Below are 23,771 nucleotides of genomic sequence, written 5' to 3'. Positions count from 1 at the left end.
AATGATGATTATTCAGTTTTAAGACGCCAGACAGCTGTGATCTTGCCTGATTCTTCTTCATCAATAAAGAATGAGCCATTGCTGTATCTGTCGTTTGTTCGCAATTCTTTAGCCTGCAGTTCTTTTCTGTCCCCTTTTTCCGTTTCTGCCATAAACCGCTCATTAAGTCCGCATGCAAACAGCGAAACGACACGATGTGGATTTTTCTTCAGCTCCCGCAGCATAACGACTCCCCGTTTTGCACGGGAGGTCTTTTCAAATTCAGAAAGACTCATACGTTTGACCGCTCCCCTTTGTGTGAACAATACAAGTGAATCGGATTCATGCAGAATTTCTCCTGACACGACAAAGTCTCCATCTTTCAAGTTAATTCCTTTAACGCCTGCTGCACGTGCACCCACAACATTCACTTCATCTTCTCCAAACCATAGGCCATACCCCAGATGTGTCGCCATCAAGATCTGACTGTCACCATTTGTCACGTGTACATCAATCAGCTCGTCTTCACCCTTTAGATTTAACGCTACAAGCGCTTTAGAATAACGCTGTGCTTTGTAATGCGTGAGTTCTGTCTTTTTCACCATGCCGTTTTTCGTGAAGAATAAAAGATAAGCAGACGGATCAAATTCTTTTATCGGGATGGCCTTAACAATCGATTCGTCCCGTTCAATCGTGATTATGTTTGAAAAATGCTGGCCCATGTCCTTCCATCTGATATCAGGCAGCTGGTGAACCGGACAATAGATGTAGCTTCCCTTATTTGTGAAAAGCAGTAGCACATCTGTCGTATTCATTTCAAACTGATGCAGCAGCCTGTCTGTATCCTTCATTCCGAAGTCCTGCCCGTTTGAAGCGGCAAAGGAACGCTGGCTTGTGCGCTTTAAGTAGCCATCTTTTGTAACGGTCACGTATACATCCTCAGAGGCGACCATAACTTCAAGATTAATTTTGATTTCCTCAATTTTTTCTTCAATGACAGAGCGTCTCGTGTCCGCATATTTCTTTTTCAGCGCTTTTAAGCTGTTTGTAATGACCTTTAACAGCTTTTTATCATTGCTCAGAATTGATTCAAGTTCTTCAATATTTTTGCTGAGCTCTTCAGCCTCTTCCTTGAGTGCTGTGATATCTGTATTTGTTAAACGATATAGCTGCAAGGACACGATAGCTTCAGCCTGAGGCTCAGTAAATTCATATTTCGCCATTAAATTGTTTTTGGCGTCACGTTTATCGCTTGAGGAGCGAATCGTTGCGATGACTTCATCCAAGATCGATAAAGCCTTCATAAGACCTTCTACAATGTGATGTCTGTCTTTTGCTTTTTGAAGCTCATAAACAGATCGGTTTGTGACCACTTCTTTTTGGTGGCCGATATATGCATCTAAAATAGCAGGCAGACTCATCAGCATTGGACGGCGGTTATGGATCGCCACCATATTAAAGTTATACGTAATCTGTAAATCAGTATTTTTATATAAGTAATTCAAAATGCCCTTGGCATCTGCTTCTTTCTTTAGTTCTACGACCACTCTAAGGCCGGTTCGGTCTGTCTCGTCTCGGACCTCGGAGATGCCTTCAACCTTTTTATCAATACGGTATTCGTCCATTTTTTTCACAAGGTTGGCTTTGTTGACTTCAAATGGGATTTCGGTAATCACAATTTGCTCTCGTCCGCCTCTGATCGCTTCGATCTCAGCTTTTCCGCGGATAATAATTTTCCCTTTTCCGGTTTCGTAGGCTTTTCTAATGCCATCAACGCCCTGGATAACTCCGCCTGTCGGAAAGTCAGGCCCTTTGATCACTTCCATGAGATCGTCTACAGAGCATGACGGCATTTGAATGCGTTTAATCACAGCATCAATGACTTCTCCTAAATGATGAGGCGGTATATCAGTCGCGTATCCTGCAGATATACCGGTAGATCCGTTGACCAGCAAGTTAGGGAACATAGCCGGAAGTACAACGGGCTCCTTGCTTGTATCATCAAAGTTCGGGACAAATTCAACTGTATTTTTGTCAATATCCCGCAGAAGCTCTGATGCAATCGAAGATAACTTCGCTTCTGTGTAACGCATGGCCGCCGGAGGATCTCCATCAATACTTCCGTTGTTCCCGTGCATTTCAATTAAAACATTACGCACTTTCCAGTCTTGGCTCATCCGCACCATTGCTTCATACACCGAACTGTCCCCGTGCGGATGGTAGTTACCGATGACGTTACCGACCGTTTTGGCCGCTTTTCTGAAATTTTTATCAAATGTGTTTCCGTCTGTATGCATCGCATACAGTATTCTGCGCTGTACGGGTTTTAAACCGTCGCGCGCATCAGGCAGCGCCCTGTCTTGAATAATATATTTACTATAGCGTCCAAAACGGTCGCCGATCACCTCTTCTAATGGTAAATCATGAAATAATTCTGGCTGTGACAATCATTAAACCTCCTCAGCGACCGATAAGTTTTCATTTTCTAAAATATTGCTTTCTTCGTCTAAGCCGAAAGCTACGTTTTTCTCAATCCACTTTCTGCGCGGCTCTACTTTATCGCCCATCAATGTCGTCACGCGCCTCTCAACACGTGCCGCGTCGTCAATTTTGACCCTTACAAGCGTACGGGACTCCGGATTCATCGTCGTTTCCCACAGCTGATCCGCGTTCATCTCACCAAGACCCTTGTATCGCTGGATTGTATAGCCCTTGCCGACTTTTTTCAGTACTCCATCCATCTCTTCATCAGACCATGCATATTCAATGATTTCTTTTTTACCGCTTCCTTTGCTGACCTTATATAAAGGAGGCAGTGCAATGAATACCTTTCCATTCTCAATGAGCGGCTTCATATAGCGATAGAAAAAGGTTAAAAGCAGCACTTGAATATGAGCGCCATCAGTATCGGCATCCGTCATAATGATGATTTTATCGTAGTTAATGTCGTCGATTGAAAAATCAGCTCCGACACCGCCGCCGATTGCATGAATGATCGTATTAATCTCTTCGTTTTTAAAGATATCAGCAAGCTTTGCTTTTTCCGTGTTAATGACTTTACCTCGCAATGGCAGAACCGCTTGGAATCTGCGGTCTCTTCCCTGCTTTGCTGAACCGCCCGCAGAGTCACCCTCAACGAGATACAACTCATTTTTTGCCGGATTTCTTGAACCCGCAGGTGTCAGCTTACCGCTTAATGTCGCTTCTGATTTTTTTCGTTTTTTGCCGCTTCTGGCTTCTTCCCGTGCCTTACGAGCCGCTTCACGCGCCTGGCTCGCCTTTATAGCTTTTTTCACAAGAAGTGTAGCCGTGTCCCGGTTTTCCTCTAAAAAATACGCAAGCTGCTCTGACACGATTGCGTCTACGGCAGATCTGGCTTCGCTTGTGCCGAGTTTTCCTTTTGTTTGTCCTTCAAATTGAAGAAGTTCTTCAGGAATACGGACAGAAATAATCGCTGAAAGACCTTCCCTTATATCAGTGCCTTCCAGGTTTTTATCCTTTTCTTTCAGCAAAGACACTTTTCTCGCATATTCATTAAAGGCTCGCGTCATCGCTGTCTTTGCACCTGACTCATGAGTCCCGCCGTCTTTTGTTCTGACATTGTTAACAAACGACAGGATATTTTCAGAATAGCCGTCGTTAAACTGGAACGCAAAATCCACTTCGATGGAATGATGTTCTCCTTCAAACGAGACCACTTCAGACAGGGCATCTTTTTCCTCATTTAAGTAAGCAACAAACGCTTCTATACCGTTCTCATAATAAAAGACTTCACGCTGGCCGTTCCGCTCGTCAATCAGTTCAATTTTTAATCCTTTTAATAAAAACGCTGATTCTCGTAATCGCTCAGAAAGCGTTTCAAAATTATAAGTTGTTGTGCTGAACATTGTCGGATCAGGCTTAAAGTGAGTAAGTGTGCCTGTCTTTTTTGTTTTGCCGATCTTTTCGAGAGATGTGACCGGTTTACCTCCGTTTTCAAAACGCTGCTGATAGACGAAGCCGTCCCGCTCAATCGTAACCGTCAGCCATTCAGATAAAGCATTCACGACAGATGCACCGACGCCGTGAAGCCCTCCGCTTGTCTTATAACCGCCTTGACCGAATTTTCCGCCGGCGTGAAGCACCGTTAAAATGACTTCAGGGGTTGGTTTGCCGAGTTTATGCATTCCAGTCGGCATGCCGCGGCCTCTATCCTGTACAGAAATACTGTTGTCTTTATGTATTTTAACGATAATGTGATCACCATGGCCGGCAAGTACCTCATCGACGGAGTTATCTACTATTTCATAAACCAAGTGGTGCAAGCCTCTCGCGTCGGTTGAGCCAATGTACATACCCGGCCTTTTCCTAACGGCTTCAAGGCCTTCCAGCACCTGTATGGCATCTTCGTTGTAATCAAATTGCTGTTTTCTAGCCAAACGTACAAACCCCTTTCAAAAAACTAACATTCTCTTTTTCATTGTTTACCTGTCAATTGTATAAAAGTATTTTTCAAAATCCTTGCCCCGGTGCGCTTCTGCCTTGGACTCTTCATTATAACCAATGTAATCCCATTCTCAACATACAGCTAACGAATCATTCCGTATAACATCCAAAAGTGCTGTTTTTTCGATATAAGAACGTATGTTTGTTTATTATATATAAAGCAGCGGACCTTCGCAAATCGTACGGCCGGAACCCAGCTTAGCAAGGCATTCAAAAAAGCTGTTCAAGCTTTATTGTATCTGTTTCACAGTAATTCGCAAACAATATCTTTACATAAAAAAGCAAAAATCCTTGAATTCACAAGGATTTTTGCAGCTCTGCATCTACTTTGTTACAGCGTGTGCCACTTTTATGCACAGATCCATGATGACCGTTCTGCCTTCTTCCTTCAGCATCTGATAAGCCTCTTCGTTTACCAGGCCTTGCTGCGCCCAAAATACCGGGGCATCTGTCTCCAGAAACTCTTTAGCGACATCAGGAAGCTGTTCTGAACGTCTGAATACATTTACGATGTCAATCGGACCGTCAATTTCTTGTAACGATGATACGGCTTTTACACCGAGCGCCTCTTCGACCGTCGGATTTACCGGTATGATTTCGTATCCCGCATCCTGCATCGCTTTTGATACCATATACGATGTTCTTTCGGGACGGTCTGAAAGCCCGACAACTGCTATTCTCTTACTTCCATCAAGAATTTCTTTGATTTCCGCTTTGGATGGGTTTTGCATGATAGACCACTCCTTTTTGTTTATTCTACAAGACCGATAAGGAAGAACGCAAAACATGATGTATGAATGATTAGATTTGTAAGCAAACTTTACAAAAAAACTTATCATCAGATCATGACATCTCATGTTAAAATAGAAATTAGGGACATTGAAAAAGGAGAAATGTAGATGTTAATTGCTTTATTGATTATTTTGGCCTACTTGATAGGCAGTATTCCATCTGGCTTAATCGTAGGTAAGCTTGCCAAGGGGATTGATATTCGGGAGCATGGCAGCGGAAACTTGGGCGCTACCAACGCGTTCCGTACACTGGGCGTAAAAGCTGGTTCGATTGTCATAGCCGGAGATATTTTGAAAGGGACACTGGCAGCTGCATTGCCTTACCTCATGCATGTTGATATTCATCCGCTCCTTGCGGGAGTCATAGCGGTTCTTGGCCATGTGTTTCCTGTCTTCGCCAAATTTAAAGGCGGCAAAGCCGTGGCAACTTCGGGAGGCGTTTTGCTGTTTTATGCTCCTCTGTTATTCATTACAATGGTTGCGGTCTTTTTCATCTTTTTATACTTAACTAAATTTGTTTCTCTGTCATCAATGTTAACAGGGATATATACTGTCATATATAGCCTCTTTGTACATGATAAGTATTTATTGATTGTCGTCACGCTGCTCACTGTTTTTGTAATATACCGGCACCGGGCGAACATCAAACGAATTATCAATAAAACAGAACCTAAAGTCAAATGGTTATAAATGTTTGAAAAACTTCTATTTTGACACGAGGTAGCCTAATACGTTTATAATAGAGAAAATCAAATGATAACAAAGGGAAAAGGGGTTCTGTTATGAATATGACAGTTAACGAAGACGCGCTGAACTGGTATAAAGAAGAGCTTGATTTACAGAACGGTGACCAAGTTCGTTTTTTTGTCCGCTATGGCGGCTGCAGCAACGTTCAAAAAGGTTTTTCTCTAGGAGTGACAAAAGATGCTCCTCAAGAGGCAGGAGTCACGGCAGAAGTCGGAGGCATCACCTTCTTTATTGAAGCAAGTGATCTTTGGTTCTTTGACAACCATGATCTTCTCGTCAGCTATTCAGAGTCTGCTGATGAGCCTGTATTTGAATATCAATAAGAAAAAGAACGCATATGATATGCGTTCTTTTTTTATAAATGAAAACGTGTAAGATGATCGGTCAGGTTTTCTTGTTCTAGGATATATTTTTGCGTCTCGCCCAAAAGATCAAAGTGGGGAAATTCGCTTTTATTATGTATCCATTCTTCCTTCAAACCGTACGCCGCACCCCATTGAACCAGCTTATCAATATCTGCACAGCCTGCTTTTGTCACGGTTTTAGATTCCGGGAAACGGTCATCCAGCCAATAATGTGTTAAAAATGCGATTTCCCCTCTTTTGACTGCCTTCTTCCAGCGGTTAACTTCCTCCCGTTTCACGCCAAATGCCATCTGTCATTCACTTCCCAGTTTTTTGGCCTTTTCATATGCTGCGTGCCAATCGGGGAAAGCCTTACGAAACTGAATCGGTTTAAAACTTTCTTTATCCACACAAATATGAGATGATTTCGCTTCAATAGAAAGCTCACCGGCCGGATTATATATGTGGTAGCCATATATGGTTTTAAAGCCGTTGTATTCCTCAATCCATGTGTGCACTACCGCAGTTTCCCCATAATGAAGGGGTTTTTTGTAGGAAATATTGATATCAACGACTGGGGAAAGAACGCCTTTCTTTTCCATATCACTGTACAAAAAGCCTAAGTCTTTAATGAGTGCCGTCCTTCCGACCTCCATCCAAACAAGATAATTCGCATGATACACGATCCCCATTTGATCTGTTTCAGCGTAACGCACTTCTATTTCTGTTTTTGATACATGCAAGATACTCTGCTCCCTTAATCAGTTTAGCCCCATTTTACCACATCCAAATCAGAAAGAAAAAAACCAGGTTTCCCTGGTTTTTAGGAACGGTATCCGTTTTCTCTCGCTTCGGATTCGTCTTGAATTTCATTGCGAAACGCTTCGATGCTCTCTTCCCGTCTCGCGTTCTTTTCTTTGATGCGCTGCTTATCTTCTCCTGAAGCAAACTCCATTGATTCTTCTGCTTCTTCTATATTTTCAATTGTATTTTGGACCATATCCTGCAGTTTCTCTACGTTGTCAGAACGGTCGTCAGGATTAGGCTGCTGATATTGATTTTGGTTTTTTGTCATTGGGATGAACCTCCTTGAATAAAATCAATCCGGCTACTCGCCTTTCGTCTGCATGATAACTGGCTGCTGACCAGAGGTATCGTGCATTTTTTCCCCTTTATTGCGTTTATATTTAACAGGCTTTGTACCCAAGTGGCTCGGAGCATATTGAGGCTGACCGTTTTTCTTGTTGTTTCCCATGTTTATCCCTCCTCAACAGATAGGATTCTCAAAAGGAGGGGTAAACATGAATACAAATTAAAGGTTATTTTTGCTTGAATCTCTGTTCAAGTTTTTCCTCAAGCTGATTTAAATATTCCGTATTCGTCATCAGCTCTTTTTTGTTTTCCATGACGAGCTCATGAAAAGAACGTTTTCTCATCTTCTTCACTCTTCTCACCTCCGCGTATTCTTTTATTTTTTCCAATTCTGAAAATTTGTAAGCATGTTCACACAAAAAAAACTGAATCTAATGAATATCCAGTTTTTCTTTCATCTCTTTTTTTGTCATGGTCCCGATATGTATGTCTTGTATCACGCCTTTTCCATCTAAAATATAGGTAGTTGGGTATGAAAACACATTATAGTCTGCATTAATACCTTTTTTATCAATTAAAATGGGGAAGGTTAAATGATACGTATCTGCAAAGGCTTGCACCTGTTTTTCGCTTTTCTCAGCTGAAGTGAAATTAACTGCAATAACCGCTAAATCTGAGTGCTCCTTTTGCAGTTCCTCCATCGCCGGCATTTCCTGTCGGCACGGTTTACACCAAGTTGCCCAGAAGTTAAGCAGAACTTTTTTGCCTCTGACATCTGATAAGGAGCTACTCTCACCTGATAGCGTTTTCAAAGTAAAGTCAGGCGCTTGCTGTCCCTCTTCAATGCCTATTTCTTTTTTGCTAAATTGCTGGTAGATGTTCCAGCACATGTATCCGGCAAGCCCAATCAACAGGATTCCTGCGACCCATTTTTTCAGCATATGTCATCCACCCCCGGAGCTATCTTATCTCATAAAAAGAAGAGAAAGCAGGGCGCCTTCTCTTCTTCATACGTCATGATTGCTTCATTTTCTCGCGAAGAACCATTTGCAGAATTCCACCATGGCGGTAATAATCAATTTCAACTTCACTATCGAAGCGCACAAGTGCTTCAAATGTTTTTACATTTCCGTCTTCATCAATTGCTCTTACTGTAACGATATCACGAGGGCGTACGCTTTCATCAACATCCACCTCGATCGCTTCTTTACCGCTTAAGCCGAGTGTATCCGCATTTTCACCTTGTTTAAATTGTAGCGGGAGCACACCCATGAATACCAGGTTACTTCTGTGGATTCTTTCAAAGCTCTCAGCAATTACAGTTCTAATGCCGAGCAGGTTTGTTCCTTTTGCAGCCCAGTCACGGGAAGATCCCATACCATAATCTTTTCCAGCTAAGATAGCAAGGCCTGTTTTATCTTCTTTATATCTCATGCAGGCATCATAGATTGAAGTCACTTCACCAGTCGGCCAATACGTTGTATATCCGCCTTCTGTGCCCGGCGCGATCTGGTTTTTGATGCGGATGTTTGCAAATGTTCCTCTCATCATAACCTCATGGTTTCCGCGGCGTGAGCCGTAAGAGTTAAAGTCACGAGGTGACACACCTTTTGATTGCAAGTATTTTCCGGCAGGTGTATCTTTTCCAATTGCCCCTGCAGGAGAGATATGGTCGGTTGTGACTGAATCGCCGAATTTACCGACTACACGAAGGCCTTTTAAAGGTTCAACCTTGCCTGGTTCAACTGACATTTCCTCGAAGAAAGGCGGGTTTTGGATATAGGTTGACTCATTATCCCATTTGTAAAGCGCTTCATCTGTTGTCTCAATCTCATTCCAGCGCTTGTTGTCATCGAATACTGTTTCGTACTCCTTGCGGAAGAGCTCCGGTGTAACGGTTTGTTTAACAAGTGAATTAATTTCGTCCATTGAAGGCCAAATATCGTTAAAGTACACTTTTTGTCCGTCTTTGCCGACACCGATCGGATCCGTCTTCAGGTTAATGTTTACTGTTCCAGCCAGCGCATAAGCTACTACAAGCGGCGGAGAAGCAAGATAGTTACCTTTCACAAGCGGATGAATACGTCCTTCAAAGTTACGGTTTCCAGAAAGAACAGACGTAATCAACAGGTCATTTTTCGCAACTGCTTCTTCAATTTCCGGTGAAAGCGGACCTGAGTTTCCGATACATGTTGTACATCCATATCCTACGAGGTTAAAACCAAGCTCCTTCATGTATGGAAGAAGGCCTGAATTCACAAGATAACCTGTAACAACCTTAGAGCCCGGTGCAAGTGATGTTTTCACGTAATTAGGCACTTTGAGACCTAATTCAACCGCTTTTTTCGCCACAAGGCCGGCACCGATTAAGACGTATGGGTTAGATGTATTCGTACAGCTTGTAATCGCAGCAATAGCGATTGCACCTGTTTTCATGACTGTTTCTTCGCCGTTAAGCAATTTAAATTTAATTTCTTTGTCTTCCTCTTCGGCGTTTAATCCAAATCCTTGGTTACCCGCAGGGCTGACTAAGTGCTTTTTAAACGTTTCCTGCATATTAGAAAGCGGTATCAAATCCTGAGGGCGTTTTGGACCCGAAAGGTTGGCTTCAATTTTAGACAAATCAATTTCAACGACATCAGTAAATTGCGGGTCTTCTACGTCAGGAGTGTAGAACAAGCCGTTGCTTCTGCAGTATGCTTCTACTACATCAATATGTTCAGCATCGCGGCCTGTCAGACGCAGATAATTAAGAGCTTCTTCATCTACAGGGAAAAATCCGCATGTAGCACCGTATTCCGGAGCCATGTTGGCGATTGTCGCACGGTCTGCTAGCGGCAGTTCAGCAACTCCCGGTCCGAAGAACTCAACAAATTTGCCGACTACGCCTTTTTCACGCAGTACTTGTGTCACTTTTAACGCCAAGTCAGTGGCTGTTGTTCCGTTCGGAAGCTTTCCGACAAGTTTCGCGCCGATTACCTCAGGAACAGGGAAATAAGAAGGCTGCCCGAGCATTCCGGCTTCCGCTTCAATTCCGCCGACACCCCAGCCGAGAACACCGATTCCGTTAATCATTGTTGTATGCGAGTCGGTTCCTACCAGCGTATCAGGATACGTAATCAGTTCTCCGTCTTCTTCGACTGCGTGGACAACGCTTGCCAAGAACTCAAGGTTTACCTGGTGAACGATACCTGTTGCTGGCGGTACTGCCTGGTAGTTATTAAACGCTTTCTTTGCCCAGCTTAAAAATTTGTAACGCTCTGCATTTCTTTCAAATTCCAAGTCCATATTAATAGCCAAAGCATCTTCTGTGCCCGCTTTATCAACTTGTACAGAGTGGTCGATGACAAGATCAACAGGAATCTCAGGGTTGATTTTGTCAGGATCTCCGCCGACAGCTGCCATTGCTTTACGTAATGAAGCAAGGTCAACTACTGCCGGTACCCCAGTGAAATCTTGTAAAATAACGCGAGATGGTTTAAACGGAACATCGATTTCCTTTAACTCGGCAGTTCCCCATTTTGCCAAATTCTCCACGTGTTCTTTTTTAATGACGAATCCGTCAACTTGACGCAGTACAGATTCTAAAAGAACTTTGATGGAGTAAGGAAGCTTCGATACCTTTCCGATCCCCAGATCTTCCAATGCTTTCAAAGAGTAGTAATGATAGGTTTTCCCATTTGTAGTAAACGTTTTTCTCGCTTGGAAAACGTCTTGTGCTACAGTTTTTTGCTCGTTTGCCATTCTCCAAAATCCCCCTTCAGATCAGTTCATTCTCAGATGAACGTTACATTCCATCACAATTTTCTCACAATTTCATATTAAAACAAAATCATACATAAGTAAATATCAATGTTTTTATTAAATACAATAAGATCGGCTTATCAGGCGAAAAAGCGGGAAATTTTACTGTTTGCGCTCTCTCATATTCCTCATTGAAAGAAGCCATATTATGATTGAGGTGATAATGATGGTCAAAAGAAAAGCAAATCACGTAATAAATGGGATGAATGACGCGAAAAGCCAAGGCAAAGGCGCCGGCTATATAGAAAACGATCAGCTTGTACTGACTGAAGCAGAACGCCAAAATAACAAAAAAAGAAAAACCAATCAATAACGTTGAACTCTTTTAAGGAGGTTCTCATTTTATGACCAATAAAAATACAAGTAAAGATATGCATAAAAACGCCCCTAAAGGACACAATCCGGGTCAGCCGGAACCTCTTAGCGGAAGCAAGAAAGTAAAAAACAGAAATCACACAAGACAAAAGCACAATTCAAGCCATGATATGTAGTAAAAGCAGACCTTAGTGTCTGTTTTTTTATGCGTTCACCCATTTCTGACCAACTGCATAAGCTAAAGCAAGGTTGATATATGGAGGAATGCTTCCATGACCCATTCAAAACGAAACGATGCTAATGATTTCGATGGTATGGAGGAATGGCTTCGGCAATTTTTTGAAGATCCGTTCGCCTGGTACGACGAAACATTACCTATTGATCTATATGAAACAAGTCAGCAATATATTATTGAAGCAGACCTATCGTCTTTACAGCCAACACAAATAACAATTACCTTGTCCGGATGTGAGTTCATCCTAACGGTTAAATCCTCGGAACAGACTCTTGAAAAACAAATGATGCTTCCTTTTTATTTGAATGACAAGTCGATTGAGACTGAATGCGAAAATCAAATTCTCACAGTTGCCGTCAATAAAGAGATGAATGAAGGCTCTTCTTTTTCTCTTCAATTTCCTCTCAGCTAAAATCAAAAGTCACTTTCATCCCCTATTATGAAAGTGACTTTTCTCCGTCCATTTATCGTCAAATACCCTCTAGTGACTCTCCCATGGCCAAATAGCAGATTCACTATACAATAGAATATGATCTATCATCTCTTTTGACTAGACGTCTATCATTTTTTTCTATTTTTTTTAACGTTGTTCTTCTATTCTTTCTTCATATACAATATGGTTAGTATAAGGGGGAATGATTGATGCTGGAAGGCTGGTTTTTGTGGTTTATTCTGTTTTGGGTGATCACGATGATTGTCTTGTTATCAATCGGCGGTTTTTTTATGTTCCGAAAGTTTTTAAAGCGTTTACCAAAAGAGGACGGCAGATCTGAGCTGGATTGGCAGGATTACTATATTGAAAACAGCAGACATCTATGGAGCAATGAAAACAAACAATTTCTCGATGAATTGGTTACACCTGTTCCAGAGCTGTTCAGAGATATAGCGAGAGCAAAAATTGCCGGAAAAATCGGAGAGCTGGCATTAAAAGAAAACGTAGCAGCGATTGATCAGCGGCTTATTATCAAAGGTTATATCCTGGCTACTCCGAAAAGAGATCATACCTTTTTAAAGAAGCATCTAAGAGACAAGAATATCGATATTGAACCTTATCAGGCCCTTCTTAAATAAAAAACCTTTCCCGCGAAGAGGAAAGGTTTTTTAATTCATTTGAATGTCTGCTGACTGCAGCTCGCTTTGAAGTTTTCGATATGACAGATACATGGCAATTCTCCACGGCACAATCATACCGAAAGCCAGAATCCAAAACATACCGCTCAGTGCGCCGTAATCAACCGATGTGCTTAAAATTGATTTCATTACAATTCTGATCACCAAAAGGCCGATTAATATAAAGACAAATGCCTTAGACCGTTTCATGTAAATTTCATTATTTTTAATTTCAAACTTTGAAGTTTTTATAAGAAAAATAGAGAAAATCACGCCTAAAGTGATCGCTTCTAAAAACTCTTCACCTGTTACCCAAAAAACCGGAAATAAAAACATTAACGCCCCCGTACTCATAAAAATCGGCGGAAGAATGATTTTTTTCGCTGAAACAGGTTTATCGGAAGACTTAATTCTGACCACCATCACAGCTGCAGCCATTAAAACAGCAACAATTGATGAAACTATTATCATCATACTTATCATTCCTTTGTTTCTCGGAGTGTTGACACTATATACTATACTCCAAAACAATAAAAAAAACCATTTTGAAAAGAAATGACTTTCAATTTCCCATAACGCGATTCACAGCTTCTAATACTTTGGACTCCTCAAACGGTTTGACAATAAAATCTTTTGCCCCAAGTTCAATGGCTTCCGTAACAATTCTTTGCTGGCGCATTGCGGTACACATGATTATCTTTGCTTTAGGGTCAAAGGATATGATCTCACGAAGCGCCTTAATCCCGTTTTTCACCGGCATCGTAATATCCATCGTCACTAAATCCGGCCGAAGTTTTTTATACAGGTCAGCCGCTTGTTCGCCGTCCGCCGCCTCGCCTGCTATTATGTAATTTGCCTCTTCCAAGATCTCTCTGATTTTTACTCTCATGAACTTGGCGTCGTCTACAACTAAAACTCTTGTCATATTCCCCTCCAAAAATCGAATTCCTCAGGTAATAGTCTTATTGTACCAAAAACAAAAGGATTAGTAGTAGTGCAAAAGTAATTTAACAGTCAGAAACCTGTAAAACCACCAAAAAGATCCGACAGCAAAATAATGATCAAGCTCATCCAGTTAAAAAATAGCAGGATCCCAATTACAATCATAAGTACGCCGCCCGCTTTCATGATCAAAAGCTGATTCTTCCTAATCCATTTCAGCTTCGTAATGAAGAACGACAATAATACAAATGGAACGGCAAATCCGAGAACATATAGCATCATATACGGTACCGCTGAGCCAGGATTCGTACCTGCTAATGTGATAACAGCCCCCAAAATAGGACCGGTGCAAGGCGTCCAGCCAGCCGCAAAAGCCATACCGATTAAAATTGAACCGAAAAACCCCCCCGGCTTATGCTTAAAATGGACTCTGCGCTCTTTCATGATAACCTCAGGACGAAACACGCCAAGCGTGATAAAACCGAACAGAATAATGAGCAAAGCGCCCACTTGCCGAATAGCATCATGATAATCCCTAAACAAGGTTCCAATAAAAGATGTACCATATCCTAAAGCAATAAAAATCACTGAAAACCCCAGCAAAAAAAACAGCGTATGAGCCAAGCTTCTTTTTTGCAGCAGCAGTTTCTCTGTTTTCACATCATCCATGCTCACTCCTGTAATATATGACAGGAAAGCCGGATACAGCGGCAGGCAGCAAGGCGAAATAAATGATAAAAATCCCGCCCCGAATGTCAGAAGATAATTCACATCTCCCATGTCATCATCCCTTCATAATTTGACATTCCTTCAAGTTATGACAAAATCATTTCATTTTTTTAACACTTTCACTCGAAGGATTTCTATTTTCAAAAAAAACTTATATAATTTAATTTGACATTGAGACATTGTACTCCTTCTCATTTGAAAATTAGTATAAATATGGATATAATATAAACATTCACTTTTGAAGATCTAATGTATGAAAGGATACATCCCTGTGATTAGAGAGCATCTATTAAATGAAATTGAAAAGAAAAGAGCAGAGCTGCTGCAAATTGTCATGGCGAACGGAATGACATCTCATATTACGATAGAACTCAGTCAGGAGCTTGACCATCTTCTCATACAATATCAAAAGCAGCGCCTTCGAGCAGTAGCGGGTGATGAATGATTGCAAAATAAAAAACCCGATAAAGGGTTTTTTATTTTATAACCATGTTTCTCTATATCATAATCTTTACGTATTATTTCGTTTGATTATTCATGGCTTTCATCATTTGATTGATTTTCTTTTGAGAAGGTTTCATTCCCATTTGCATCATCATCATGCGTAACATTTGTTCATTAATAGGCGGATTCTTTTTAAGGTAGCTCATCATATATTTACGAGCAATAAAAAACCCGAGTGCAACACCTATGAGCAGTGCAACAACGCCCACTAGGATGCCAACCCATAAAGTCATTTTATTTCCTCCTTCATGTTGTCTAGTTTAAAGTGTACTAAACCAAAAGCTATTATACAACATTTACATCTCTTTTTCTTCGGTTTTAGACAAAATTTCTTTCTTTCACCGGATTTAACCACCCATACCGCTTCGTATTGAAATCCATTGCGAGAAAGCAAGGGCTTACTTTGCGAAGAACTTCAAAAAATATCGTTTCTGCCTCGTAATCTCCGTTAGCTACAATTTCAATCATGTGTTCCCTCATCATAAAAGACGCTTGTCCCTTTGCTTTTGGCAGAGATAATCTATAAATATAATCCAGCTGTGTATAGTTTGTATTATTCAAATTCATTTTTAACCGCTGATGCATATGTAAAATCGGAATAGGTTTCGTAATATATTGAATTTGTTTCTCTGTCATTTCATATTGCTGCCTCGTCAGGCTTGTCCAATGATAGTCTTGAAACAGCTCAAACATAACCGATTCCCGCCCGAAATAGTGATTGGCAAATTCCTCTTTGATCAGGTACGTATAGTAGTGACGTTCCATCTTCTCATCCCCTTTTCCAGCAGCATTTCATTTGCATTCTATTATACAAAAGAAGAGAAGAAAGAATTGTCTATTACTGTTAATCAGCCAATACTATTTTTGTCGGATAAACAAGAAAAAGAGGATGATTTGACTCATCCCCTTTGAAAACCTTATTTATTGATTAATGCTTTAACTCGATCCACAACGTTTGCAACTGAGAAGCCGTATTCATTGATGATCGTTTCGCCAGGAGCGGAGGCACCGAATTTGTCAATGCCGAGCACGTCTCCTTCAAGCCCTGTGTATTTACCCCAGCCAAATGATGCGCCCATTTCAATCGCAAGACGTTTTCTCACATCTGACGGAAGCACGGAGTTTTTGTATTCATCAGATTGTTTCTCAAAACGATCTACTGAAGGCATGCTGACGACAGAAACATCAATATTTTCTTTCGCCAATTCAGCCTGTGCTTCAATTGCCAGACCAACCTCTGAGCCCGTCGCGATAAGAAGAGCGTCCGGTGTTTCGTTTTTAGACTTAGAAACAACATAAGCACCCTTTTCTACACCAGCCAATGCCTCTTCAGCTGTTTGGTCGATTGTAGGAAGGTTTTGACGTGTCAATACGAGTGCTGTTGGATGATCTGTGCTCTGTACCGCAAGCTTCCATGCCGCTGCTGTCTCATTACCGTCTGCAGGGCGAATTAAAGAAAGGTTAGGCATTGCGCGTAAAGAAGCAAGCTGCTCAACCGGCTCGTGAGTCGGCCCATCTTCACCGACCGCGATACTGTCGTGAGTAAAGACATATGTCACAGGAAGACCCATTAAGGCTGCAAGGCGAATCGCCGGACGCAAGTAATCAGAGAAGACAAAGAATGTTCCGCCGAATACACGGAGTCCGCCATGAAGCGCCATACCGTTTAAGGCTGCACCCATAGCAAATTCACGAACACCAAACCAGAAATTTTTGCCTGAGTAATCAAGCGCTGTATAATCACCGGAATTTTTAATCGTCGTTTTGTTTGATCCTGCTAAGTCTGCAGAACCGCCAACAAAGAACGGAATTTTATTCGCAAGACCGTTTAGAACCTCACCTGAAGAGGCACGGGATGCCAGACTGCTTCCTTTTTCATAAACAGGCACCTCTTGATCCCAGTCTTTCGGAAGTTCTCCTTTGATAGCCAGTTCAAGCTGTTCAGCGAGTTCCGGATAAATTTCTTTATATTTACCGAATTGGTCATTCCATTCCTGTTCCTTTTTCTCGCCGGATTCTTTTACTGTTTTTGCGAAATGCTCATATACTTCTGACGGAACGTAGAAATCTTCTTCATACGTCCATGCATAAGCTTCTTTTGTTAATTTACTTTCTTCTTTGCCAAGCGGAGCACCGTGAACACCGGAAGTGCCGGCACGGTTAGGGGAACCGAAACCAATTGTCGTTTTCACTTCAATTAATGTAGGTTTCTTGTCGTTTTGGCGTGCTTTTTCAATTGCGGCAGATAATTCTTCAATATTGTTTCCATCCTCAACGTAAAGAACTTCCCAGTTCATCGCCTCAAAACGCTGTTTTACGTTTTCAGAGAATGAACGATCCAGATCTCCATCCAATGAGATGTCATTTGAATCGTATAATACGATGAGACGGCCAAGCTGAAGATGGCCTGCTAGTGAAGCGGCTTCAGAAGAAATACCTTCCATTAAATCACCGTCACCGCAAATGCTGTATGTATAGTGATCGACTACATTGAATGAATCACGGTTGTAAGTTTCGGCTAAATGGCGTTCTGCAATAGCCATTCCGACCGCCATTGCGATTCCTTGTCCAAGCGGCCCTGTTGTTGCATCAACACCGGCTGTATGTCCGAATTCCGGATGTCCCGGTGTTTTGCTGCCCCACTGACGGAATCCCTTAAGATCTTCAATACTGAGATCATACCCGCTTAAATGAAGCATGCTGTATAAAAGTGCTGATCCGTGTCCCGCAGATAAAACAAAACGGTCGCGGTTAAACCACCCAGGGTTTGCCGGATTTACATTCATAAATTTTGTCCATAGCGTATATGCCATTGGCGCTGCCCCCATAGGCATTCCAGGGTGACCAGAGTTTGCTTTTTCAATAGCGTCTATTGATAGTGTGCGAATGGTAGCAACTGATTTCTTTTCAATTGTATCCATAAAAATCCCCTTCCTTATATGTTGTACCCTTTCATCATAAATGTCTGACGACTTTTTCTCAACTGTTTCAGCTTAAATTTGAGAGAAACTTGATGAATTTTGTCACCTGAAGAAAGCCCTGCTGTTTGTAGTATATACAAAAGAGGAATACGATATTGCCGTATTCCTCTTATATTAATGGAGTCTGTTATTTTTTTTTTCTCTTTTTAACTTTTCAGGTGTTACGTCATTGCCTTCAGGATCAATGATTTTTACACTTTTTAATGTGTTTTTCATAGAAGAACGAAATCCTTTTAGGTATTCTTGACGGAGCTTTTGCTGCTCGGCTTTTTCTTCTTCTGTGATAACGCCAGCTTTAGCTTTTGCGGCAAGTTCATTGATTCTGGCAATTTTTTCGTTTGAAATCATGATAAACTCCTTTATTGCATTTTGTGTATATACTACTAAAACACGAGGAGTTTTACAACTGATTCACTCGCCTGTCTGCTCATTCTCTATGTATTCTTGAAAACGCCGATGGACTGTCGCCTTTGACACATCATAGCCAAAACCTCTCAACGTAGCCGCGATTTCAGCAAACGTCAGTTTATTTGCTCTCAACCGGACAATCTCCGAGATCGGAACTTCTATTCTATCTTTTCCGCTGTTTTCATGCTGGTTTTTCAGGTTCTTTTGAGGCTTAAAACCATTTTTTACTGCGCGTTTCATTCCGCGTTTAATTTTCATGTTGTGAATTTTTCTCTGGTATTCCTCCACAATACTGACGATTTCCAGCACCATAGAGTCAGCCTCCGATAACTCAAGTTCACCTCTGTGAGCGGTCGTAAATACTTTCACTCCTTCCCTGTAAATACAATGAAGAAGTGCAATTTTCGCGTTTCCCCGGCCGAGTCTTGTTTCATCCTGAACTAAAATCACATCAATATTTGAGTTCTTGATATGATCAAGCAAATCAAATACACCATCCCGGTCCATTTCATATCCGCTGGCTTTTTCAGAAATCACTTTGACGACTTCTATGCCGTTCTCAGCCGCAATGGCCGTAAGCTCCTCCTCCTGCCGCTTTAATGAGGTTTCTTGCTGTTCTTTATTTGTGCTTACGCGGGCATAAATGAGTGCTTTCACCTTTCTACCTTTCCTCTCTATTTAACAGTAGCCAGTTCGTATGCAGCCGGATGTTCCTTTTTTAATGGAATCACCAATTCATCTCCCGGCTGAAGTTCAGACGGCTGAAGATTATTTTTTTCAGCTACCCATTCAATAAAATCACTTTTATTTATCTTTTTTGAGTCAGCCACCTGGTCGGCAAGCGACCACAGCGTATCCCCCTGCTGAACTTTTATTTTAACATACTGGTTAAGCTCCTGGTCGCTGCTTGTATATGACAACAGAAGGATAACCACGCTTAGAATCACAGTGAACAGGCCGACAAAAATAATAGATTCTTTACTCATGATAACAACCTCCAACAAGAATGTTTGTTCGCATTTTTATAATTTCAGTATATACGAACAAACGTTTCTGTCAATTGTTTTTTCGAACCTATGTTTGTACTGTCAGGAAAATCATGCTATAATCTACTTAAAATCGACGTTTAGAGGTGCAAAAAATGACGAAGCTTTCAAAAAGGCAACTTGATATCCTCCGTTTTATTAAAGCAGAGGTTAAATCAAAAGGATATCCGCCTTCCGTTAGAGAGATCGGAGAGGCTGTCGGCCTTGCGTCCAGTTCAACTGTCCACGGCCATTTGGCCCGTTTGGAAACAAAAGGACTGATTAGACGCGATCCGACAAAACCAAGAGCGATAGAAATTCTGGATGAAGAAGTAGAGATTCCAAAGAGCCAAGTCGTTAATGTACCGGTAATCGGAAAAGTAACGGCCGGATCACCTATTACAGCGGTTGAAAACATTGAAGAATACTTCCCGCTTCCTGACCGTATGGTTCCTCCGGATGAGCATGTGTTTATGCTGGAGATTATGGGAGACAGTATGATTGACGCAGGTATACTTGATAAGGACTATGTTATTGTAAAACAGCAAAACACGGCGAATAACGGTGAAATCGTAGTGGCGATGACAGAAGATGATGAAGCTACTGTAAAACGTTTCTATAAAGAGGATACACACATTCGCCTACAGCCTGAAAATCCAACCATGGCTCCGATTATACTGCAGAATGTCAGCATATTAGGAAAAGTAATTGGTGTGTTCAGAACTGTCCATTAAACTATCAAACTATCAGTTACAAAGAATAAACCCCCTCTCCCTTTACGGAGTGGGGGTTTTGTTTTAAAAAAAAGCAGGTTCGCCCTGGCTTAGGTGCGAACCTGAATAGGAGGAAAAAGAACATCATGTTTACACCATAATTATCCATCATTTAATTGTTGAAGTCAAGAAATTTTCTTTCCTTAACGAAACTTTTTCTTTAAAAAATATTGTTTAAAAATGTAGTCGTTCCTATCTTATAAATGTTTCGATCTTGGACGTGAAAAGATTAGTTATACTCTGCTCTTTTATCATGAGCGAGATCAAAAAGAAATATATTGAATATTTAGTACATAGTTTATTTAGTTAATTTATTCCACAAAAAAAGCTCACTGCTTTTCAATAAATGTGAGCATCAATCAAAAGTAAAATATTCTACACCATAGCGCCCTTTTACATGAACACTTCCACAGTTTGGGGAATGTTCTTCAGCTACTATTCGATACCGATGATACGGTTCAATGGAAACCTTATCTTGAGCGCTAAAATCAAACCAATTACCGATGAATTGTTTGGCGCTTAACGTAGTGTAATTACCTGTAAGTCCCATTCGCTGAAGCTTAATGTCAACTGAACAAGTATTCACTCCTCGTATCGTAAACTGGTACCCTAAAAAATAGTCAATTGCCGGTATATCACCAATGTTTTCTACATAAAGCGCTTTTGTTTCATCATTAAGAATGAAATCGGTTTTATATTCATATTGTAAAGTTGCTGCATGAATCGTCCCGGTTCCAAAAACACATAGCAAAACAGCTGTCATCAGCAAGATTTTATTTCTCAAATGCAATCCCCCTCCTTTACCATATATTACCCCCAAAAGATAAATATGTATATCCTCTGTTGCTCAGTTTCCCGCACTTTTTCAATCATAAAAATCCATATGGGTTTTAGCTTGCTTATAATATTGAAGTCTGCCTTGAAGAGTTCCTGTATGGAATTCAAATTTATGGCCGTCAGGATCGGTGAAATAAATTGATTTTCGATCACGTTCATCTCGTTCTCTCCCAGGCAAAATAGTAACTTGAAGATTTTTTAATTTTGCGGACATTTCTTCAAACTTACTTTCTTCAATTGTAAAAGCGATATGGGTATAAGAAGCCTTAATGTCATTTCTGGGAATGTCACGCTCTTCGTTGAGAGCCAGCCATATGCCGTTTAAATCAAAATATGCAGTGCTCCTTCCTTTGACCAACAATTTAGCATCAAAGACATTTTGATAAAACTCGATGGATGTCAGTAAATCAGAAACAGAAAATAACAAGTGATTGATCCCTTTGATCTCCACTGTGTCTCCTCCTCAGTATTTATAGATAGCCGATTAAAAAACTTAAATATGGGACTTTCAATAATGCAATACAGACATTGTGATAAAGACGTTTTTTTAGTAAAAGCGTATAATTCTTCAAATTTTTACTCAGCCTGTTTCAAAAGATTGAATGCTGGATTTTTATTTTAAGACGCTCATCCCCACCCTTATGTACGGGTGCTCCAGTCAGAAAGTTTCAATTCAACAGCAAAAAATACCAGTGTAAACAAAAGCAATTTGCTCAAAATAAACCATATTACTTAAGAAGGGAATGACCGTGATGAATGACTACGGCCTTCATGAAACGTTAGAATTGCACGAATTGCTTACGTTTAAAAATCTTTGTTTGACAAAATCTTCAACCATGACGGGACTTGTACAAGATGAAGAATTAAAGAGTATTCTTGAACAGGATGCTCAAAAAACAAAACAGCAGGTTGCACGTTTGCAGGAATTGCTGTCAGTGAGAGGTGAATAAGCGTGAATGAGTTCTTTCAAAAATTAGCCGGAATGGGCAGCATGACCGAACAAGCGATCGCAACGGATTTTTTAATATCGGCAAAGACAGGCGTAAGGAATATTGCAGCTGCCATCACAGAATCTTCTTCCCCAGAAGTCAGAGAAACGCTGCAGCAATATTTACATGACGCGATTAATACCCATGAACAAATTTATCTTTATATGGCTGCAAAGGGTTTTTATCATTCTAAAGATTTAACTCAGCAAATAAGTGTCGATCTTGAGGCTGCAGATACCGCTAAAGATTTGCCTCAAATATAGGTGATCAAATGAAACATATTATCGCTCTTGCTTCTAAAACAGCTTTAACTCTTGCCCTCTTGTATGTGATTTTGGATAGAGTTTACCATGCTTCCTTCTTAAGTGTGCTGTTTATAACATTTTTCTTAAGCTTTGTAACATACCTTTCCGGAGACATCCTGATCTTGCCGAGAACCAGCAATGTGACAGCTTCACTGGCTGACTTCGGGCTTTCACTCGTTATTCTTTGGGTCTTTCTTGAAACGCAAACGAGAAACGGTTTCTCACCGTTTGCAGCTGCTCTTATTGCTTCTGTCTGCCTGACTGTTTTTGAATATTTTTTTCACCGGTATTTGCTGAAAAATGTGTTGGATGAAACATTCAGAAACGAACTGACTGCTAAAGATAACACTTTGCAATATCAAACCGAGGCATCAGATGAATTGTTCCCTGAAGCCCCTGATCAGAAGGATGAAAAATAAGGAGGCGCAAAGCCTCCTTATTTTAATAACTGTTTTGCATAAAATGGGTCAACACTTCCGTAAAATCATAAAACCCCTCATTTTGAGTCGTGGATCTGCTTTTTAAAGAAAAGATGCCAAACAAAGATTCTCTAAAACCTGTACTCATCTCTAACTGGATGCTCAAACCGGTTTTTGATTTATTCGCTATATTGTTTGGACTTACGCCTGCATGCGGATGATCCGTACCAAGCAATTCAGCTGGAAAACCGGCTTTCTGCAGTTCTGAAACCAATTCTGCCGCTCTTGATCGGTCTGTTCCGCCGATTTGTATCTGTTGGTCCTCTCCTGCATACCCATGCAATGAAATGACATACTCATGACTTGCTACAAGTTTCAGTGCCTGAGGTTCATCAAAATGTGTGCTTGTTATATGCAGCACTGAATTTCCAGACGTCTTCAAACCTTCAAACAAATACATGGAATACGCTTTGCTGAGTTCTCTCGCTAATTCACTTGTGCCGCCTTCAATACCTCCCCCGTGAATAGCTAAAACAAGCACAGGGCTGCCGATTTCTTTTGTGACAATGCTGTAATCAGAAGGATCTTCGTTATTCTTTAATTCCTCGAAATTCTGATAGATATCCTCTGCACATACTGAAGAAACCGGAACAAACAATAAAAAAATTAACAACATTTTTACATTTTTTAAAGTTGATGGAAAACGTTTGACTATGTTACAATCAACATGCTTCAAGGAATGGAGCAAACGGCGGAGCAGGGATACTTTGGCCGGTTTCATCTACTCCGCCTCAAAACCAAAAACACAGGATGCTGGATTCTTTGAGGCTTTAGCACGAATTATCTCGTCCTCCTTGTTAAATTTTTGTTAAATTCACAATATTATATACCATTAGCCCGGGTGCTGTTCTTCACATTTATGAATTTATACTCCTTAGCAAAAAAGTAAGATCGCAC

33 protein-coding genes are annotated in these 23,771 nt (G+C 40.9%); 11 read left to right on the top strand and 22 right to left on the bottom strand.

Annotation, left to right across the window (positions count from 1 at the left end; genetic code table 11):
* Positions 1 to 8: 8 nt before the first annotated feature.
* The 3 genes from parC to HC660_RS09705 form a co-directional block, all read right to left on the bottom strand.
* Positions 9 to 2,426, bottom strand: coding sequence for a DNA topoisomerase IV subunit A (gene parC / locus HC660_RS09715; RefSeq protein WP_168747953.1), 2,418 nt, complete (start codon positions 2,424 to 2,426; stop codon positions 9 to 11).
* Between the two features lie 3 nt (positions 2,427 to 2,429).
* The gene (gene parE, locus HC660_RS09710; RefSeq protein WP_010334425.1) at positions 2,430 to 4,397 is read right to left on the bottom strand and encodes a DNA topoisomerase IV subunit B; all 1,968 of its coding nucleotides are present in this window, start codon (positions 4,395 to 4,397) and stop codon (positions 2,430 to 2,432) included.
* Between the two features lie 390 nt (positions 4,398 to 4,787).
* Positions 4,788 to 5,195, bottom strand: a complete 408-nt coding sequence (locus HC660_RS09705; protein WP_168747952.1) for a CoA-binding protein — start codon at positions 5,193 to 5,195, stop codon at positions 4,788 to 4,790.
* A gap of 168 nt (positions 5,196 to 5,363) precedes the next feature.
* Here HC660_RS09705 and plsY point away from each other — a divergent pair, with 168 nt between their 5' ends.
* Together plsY and HC660_RS09695 are read left to right on the top strand one after the other, a co-directional pair.
* Entirely contained in the window at positions 5,364 to 5,945 is a 582-nt protein-coding gene (gene plsY, locus HC660_RS09700; RefSeq protein ID WP_010334422.1) for a glycerol-3-phosphate 1-O-acyltransferase PlsY, read from the top strand.
* Positions 5,946 to 6,037: 92 nt separating this feature from the next.
* Positions 6,038 to 6,325 carry a HesB/YadR/YfhF family protein gene (locus HC660_RS09695; RefSeq protein WP_168747951.1) on the top strand — a complete coding sequence of 96 codons (288 nt, stop codon included), beginning with the start codon at positions 6,038 to 6,040 and terminating at the stop codon, positions 6,323 to 6,325.
* 32 nt (positions 6,326 to 6,357) lie between these two features.
* On the opposite strand, the gene HC660_RS09690 is transcribed toward HC660_RS09695, so the two are convergent.
* The 7 genes from HC660_RS09690 to acnA all read right to left on the bottom strand — a co-directional run bounded on the left by HC660_RS09690 (position 6,358) and on the right by acnA (position 11,182).
* Positions 6,358 to 6,657, bottom strand: a complete 300-nt coding sequence (locus HC660_RS09690; protein WP_168747950.1) for a hypothetical protein — start codon at positions 6,655 to 6,657, stop codon at positions 6,358 to 6,360.
* 3 nt (positions 6,658 to 6,660) lie between these two features.
* The gene (locus HC660_RS09685; RefSeq protein WP_168747949.1) at positions 6,661 to 7,089 is read right to left on the bottom strand and encodes a YbgC/FadM family acyl-CoA thioesterase; all 429 of its coding nucleotides are present in this window, start codon (positions 7,087 to 7,089) and stop codon (positions 6,661 to 6,663) included.
* An 80-nt stretch (positions 7,090 to 7,169) separates the two neighbouring features.
* A complete protein-coding gene (tlp, locus tag HC660_RS09680) occupies positions 7,170 to 7,421 on the bottom strand; it encodes a small acid-soluble spore protein Tlp (RefSeq protein ID WP_024121587.1) in 252 nt (83 codons plus the stop codon).
* A gap of 33 nt (positions 7,422 to 7,454) precedes the next feature.
* Positions 7,455 to 7,601, bottom strand: a complete 147-nt coding sequence (locus HC660_RS09675) for an acid-soluble spore protein N (protein ID WP_010334417.1) — start codon at positions 7,599 to 7,601, stop codon at positions 7,455 to 7,457.
* A gap of 64 nt (positions 7,602 to 7,665) precedes the next feature.
* Positions 7,666 to 7,791 carry an FbpB family small basic protein gene (locus tag HC660_RS09670; RefSeq protein WP_003244964.1) on the bottom strand — a complete coding sequence of 42 codons (126 nt, stop codon included), beginning with the start codon at positions 7,789 to 7,791 and terminating at the stop codon, positions 7,666 to 7,668.
* Positions 7,792 to 7,869: 78 nt separating this feature from the next.
* Positions 7,870 to 8,379, bottom strand: a complete 510-nt coding sequence (locus HC660_RS09665; RefSeq protein WP_168747948.1) for a redoxin domain-containing protein — start codon at positions 8,377 to 8,379, stop codon at positions 7,870 to 7,872.
* A 73-nt stretch (positions 8,380 to 8,452) separates the two neighbouring features.
* Positions 8,453 to 11,182: an aconitate hydratase AcnA gene (acnA, locus tag HC660_RS09660; protein ID WP_168747947.1), complete on the bottom strand. Its 2,730-nt coding sequence runs from the start codon at positions 11,180 to 11,182 to the stop codon at positions 8,453 to 8,455.
* Positions 11,183 to 11,408: 226 nt separating this feature from the next.
* On the opposite strand from acnA, the gene sspO reads away from it, so the two are divergent.
* From sspO to HC660_RS09640, 4 genes are all read left to right on the top strand, one after another.
* Complete coding sequence (gene sspO, locus HC660_RS09655; protein WP_003244839.1) at positions 11,409 to 11,555, top strand: small acid-soluble spore protein SspO; 147 nt, start codon at positions 11,409 to 11,411, stop codon at positions 11,553 to 11,555.
* Positions 11,556 to 11,586: 31 nt separating this feature from the next.
* Positions 11,587 to 11,733, top strand: a complete 147-nt coding sequence (locus HC660_RS09650; protein ID WP_003221237.1) for a small acid-soluble spore protein P — start codon at positions 11,587 to 11,589, stop codon at positions 11,731 to 11,733.
* Positions 11,734 to 11,811: 78 nt separating this feature from the next.
* Positions 11,812 to 12,204 carry an outer spore coat protein CotM gene (gene cotM, locus HC660_RS09645; protein ID WP_168749439.1) on the top strand — a complete coding sequence of 131 codons (393 nt, stop codon included), beginning with the start codon at positions 11,812 to 11,814 and terminating at the stop codon, positions 12,202 to 12,204.
* A gap of 230 nt (positions 12,205 to 12,434) precedes the next feature.
* Positions 12,435 to 12,863 (top strand): DUF2621 domain-containing protein, encoded by a 429-nt coding sequence (locus HC660_RS09640; protein WP_168747946.1) that lies wholly within the window; start codon positions 12,435 to 12,437, stop codon positions 12,861 to 12,863.
* A 30-nt stretch (positions 12,864 to 12,893) separates the two neighbouring features.
* On the opposite strand, the gene HC660_RS09635 is transcribed toward HC660_RS09640, so the two are convergent.
* The 3 genes from HC660_RS09635 to HC660_RS09625 form a co-directional block, all read right to left on the bottom strand.
* Positions 12,894 to 13,385, bottom strand: coding sequence for a CcdC family protein (locus HC660_RS09635; protein ID WP_081720869.1), 492 nt, complete (start codon positions 13,383 to 13,385; stop codon positions 12,894 to 12,896).
* Positions 13,386 to 13,464: 79 nt separating this feature from the next.
* The gene (locus HC660_RS09630; protein WP_010334411.1) at positions 13,465 to 13,827 is read right to left on the bottom strand and encodes a response regulator; all 363 of its coding nucleotides are present in this window, start codon (positions 13,825 to 13,827) and stop codon (positions 13,465 to 13,467) included.
* Between the two features lie 89 nt (positions 13,828 to 13,916).
* Complete coding sequence (locus HC660_RS09625; RefSeq protein WP_168747945.1) at positions 13,917 to 14,624, bottom strand: cytochrome c biogenesis protein CcdA; 708 nt, start codon at positions 14,622 to 14,624, stop codon at positions 13,917 to 13,919.
* A 220-nt stretch (positions 14,625 to 14,844) separates the two neighbouring features.
* Here HC660_RS09625 and ynzD point away from each other — a divergent pair, with 220 nt between their 5' ends.
* The gene (gene ynzD / locus HC660_RS09620) at positions 14,845 to 15,018 is read left to right on the top strand and encodes an aspartyl-phosphate phosphatase YnzD (protein ID WP_024121579.1); all 174 of its coding nucleotides are present in this window, start codon (positions 14,845 to 14,847) and stop codon (positions 15,016 to 15,018) included.
* A gap of 73 nt (positions 15,019 to 15,091) precedes the next feature.
* Here ynzD and HC660_RS09615 read toward each other — a convergent pair whose 3' ends face one another.
* The 6 genes from HC660_RS09615 to yneA form a co-directional block, all read right to left on the bottom strand.
* Positions 15,092 to 15,310 (bottom strand): YneF family protein, encoded by a 219-nt coding sequence (locus HC660_RS09615; protein WP_003221221.1) that lies wholly within the window; start codon positions 15,308 to 15,310, stop codon positions 15,092 to 15,094.
* Between the two features lie 85 nt (positions 15,311 to 15,395).
* Entirely contained in the window at positions 15,396 to 15,842 is a 447-nt protein-coding gene (gene sirA, locus HC660_RS09610) for a sporulation inhibitor of replication protein SirA (protein ID WP_029441408.1), read from the bottom strand.
* Between the two features lie 152 nt (positions 15,843 to 15,994).
* Positions 15,995 to 17,998: a transketolase gene (gene tkt, locus HC660_RS09605; RefSeq protein WP_168747944.1), complete on the bottom strand. Its 2,004-nt coding sequence runs from the start codon at positions 17,996 to 17,998 to the stop codon at positions 15,995 to 15,997.
* A gap of 174 nt (positions 17,999 to 18,172) precedes the next feature.
* The gene (locus tag HC660_RS09600) at positions 18,173 to 18,406 is read right to left on the bottom strand and encodes a DUF896 domain-containing protein (protein ID WP_029441406.1); all 234 of its coding nucleotides are present in this window, start codon (positions 18,404 to 18,406) and stop codon (positions 18,173 to 18,175) included.
* Between the two features lie 63 nt (positions 18,407 to 18,469).
* On the bottom strand, positions 18,470 to 19,123 hold the full coding sequence (locus HC660_RS09595) for a YneB family resolvase-like protein (RefSeq protein WP_010334407.1): 654 nt from the start codon (positions 19,121 to 19,123) through the stop codon (positions 18,470 to 18,472).
* Between the two features lie 17 nt (positions 19,124 to 19,140).
* Positions 19,141 to 19,452, bottom strand: a complete 312-nt coding sequence (yneA, locus tag HC660_RS09590) for a cell division suppressor protein YneA (RefSeq protein WP_168747943.1) — start codon at positions 19,450 to 19,452, stop codon at positions 19,141 to 19,143.
* Positions 19,453 to 19,607: 155 nt separating this feature from the next.
* On the opposite strand from yneA, the gene lexA reads away from it, so the two are divergent.
* Positions 19,608 to 20,225, top strand: a complete 618-nt coding sequence (lexA, locus tag HC660_RS09585; RefSeq protein ID WP_010334405.1) for a transcriptional repressor LexA — start codon at positions 19,608 to 19,610, stop codon at positions 20,223 to 20,225.
* A gap of 394 nt (positions 20,226 to 20,619) precedes the next feature.
* On the opposite strand, the gene HC660_RS09580 is transcribed toward lexA, so the two are convergent.
* Together HC660_RS09580 and fosM are read right to left on the bottom strand one after the other, a co-directional pair.
* A complete protein-coding gene (locus HC660_RS09580) occupies positions 20,620 to 21,048 on the bottom strand; it encodes a hypothetical protein (protein ID WP_168747942.1) in 429 nt (142 codons plus the stop codon).
* Between the two features lie 81 nt (positions 21,049 to 21,129).
* Positions 21,130 to 21,552 carry a FosM family fosfomycin resistance protein gene (gene fosM / locus HC660_RS09575; RefSeq protein ID WP_168747941.1) on the bottom strand — a complete coding sequence of 141 codons (423 nt, stop codon included), beginning with the start codon at positions 21,550 to 21,552 and terminating at the stop codon, positions 21,130 to 21,132.
* Positions 21,553 to 21,844: 292 nt separating this feature from the next.
* On the opposite strand from fosM, the gene HC660_RS09570 reads away from it, so the two are divergent.
* The 3 genes from HC660_RS09570 to HC660_RS09560 are packed head-to-tail and all read left to right on the top strand — an operon-like array spanning position 21,845 to position 22,814.
* Positions 21,845 to 22,051 (top strand): DUF892 family protein, encoded by a 207-nt coding sequence (locus tag HC660_RS09570; protein ID WP_411802397.1) that lies wholly within the window; start codon positions 21,845 to 21,847, stop codon positions 22,049 to 22,051.
* A gap of 2 nt (positions 22,052 to 22,053) precedes the next feature.
* Positions 22,054 to 22,353, top strand: a complete 300-nt coding sequence (locus HC660_RS09565; protein ID WP_168747940.1) for a spore coat protein — start codon at positions 22,054 to 22,056, stop codon at positions 22,351 to 22,353.
* Between the two features lie 8 nt (positions 22,354 to 22,361).
* A complete protein-coding gene (locus HC660_RS09560; RefSeq protein WP_168747939.1) occupies positions 22,362 to 22,814 on the top strand; it encodes a YndM family protein in 453 nt (150 codons plus the stop codon).
* A 22-nt stretch (positions 22,815 to 22,836) separates the two neighbouring features.
* On the opposite strand, the gene HC660_RS09555 is transcribed toward HC660_RS09560, so the two are convergent.
* Positions 22,837 to 23,595 carry a gamma-polyglutamate hydrolase PghL gene (locus HC660_RS09555; RefSeq protein WP_168747938.1) on the bottom strand — a complete coding sequence of 253 codons (759 nt, stop codon included), beginning with the start codon at positions 23,593 to 23,595 and terminating at the stop codon, positions 22,837 to 22,839.
* Positions 23,596 to 23,771: the final 176 nt, after the last annotated feature.

Source organism: Bacillus mojavensis (assembly GCF_012648005.1).
Lineage (GTDB): Bacteria > Bacillota > Bacilli > Bacillales > Bacillaceae > Bacillus > Bacillus mojavensis.
This window is presented reverse-complemented; position numbering and strand designations above follow the sequence as displayed.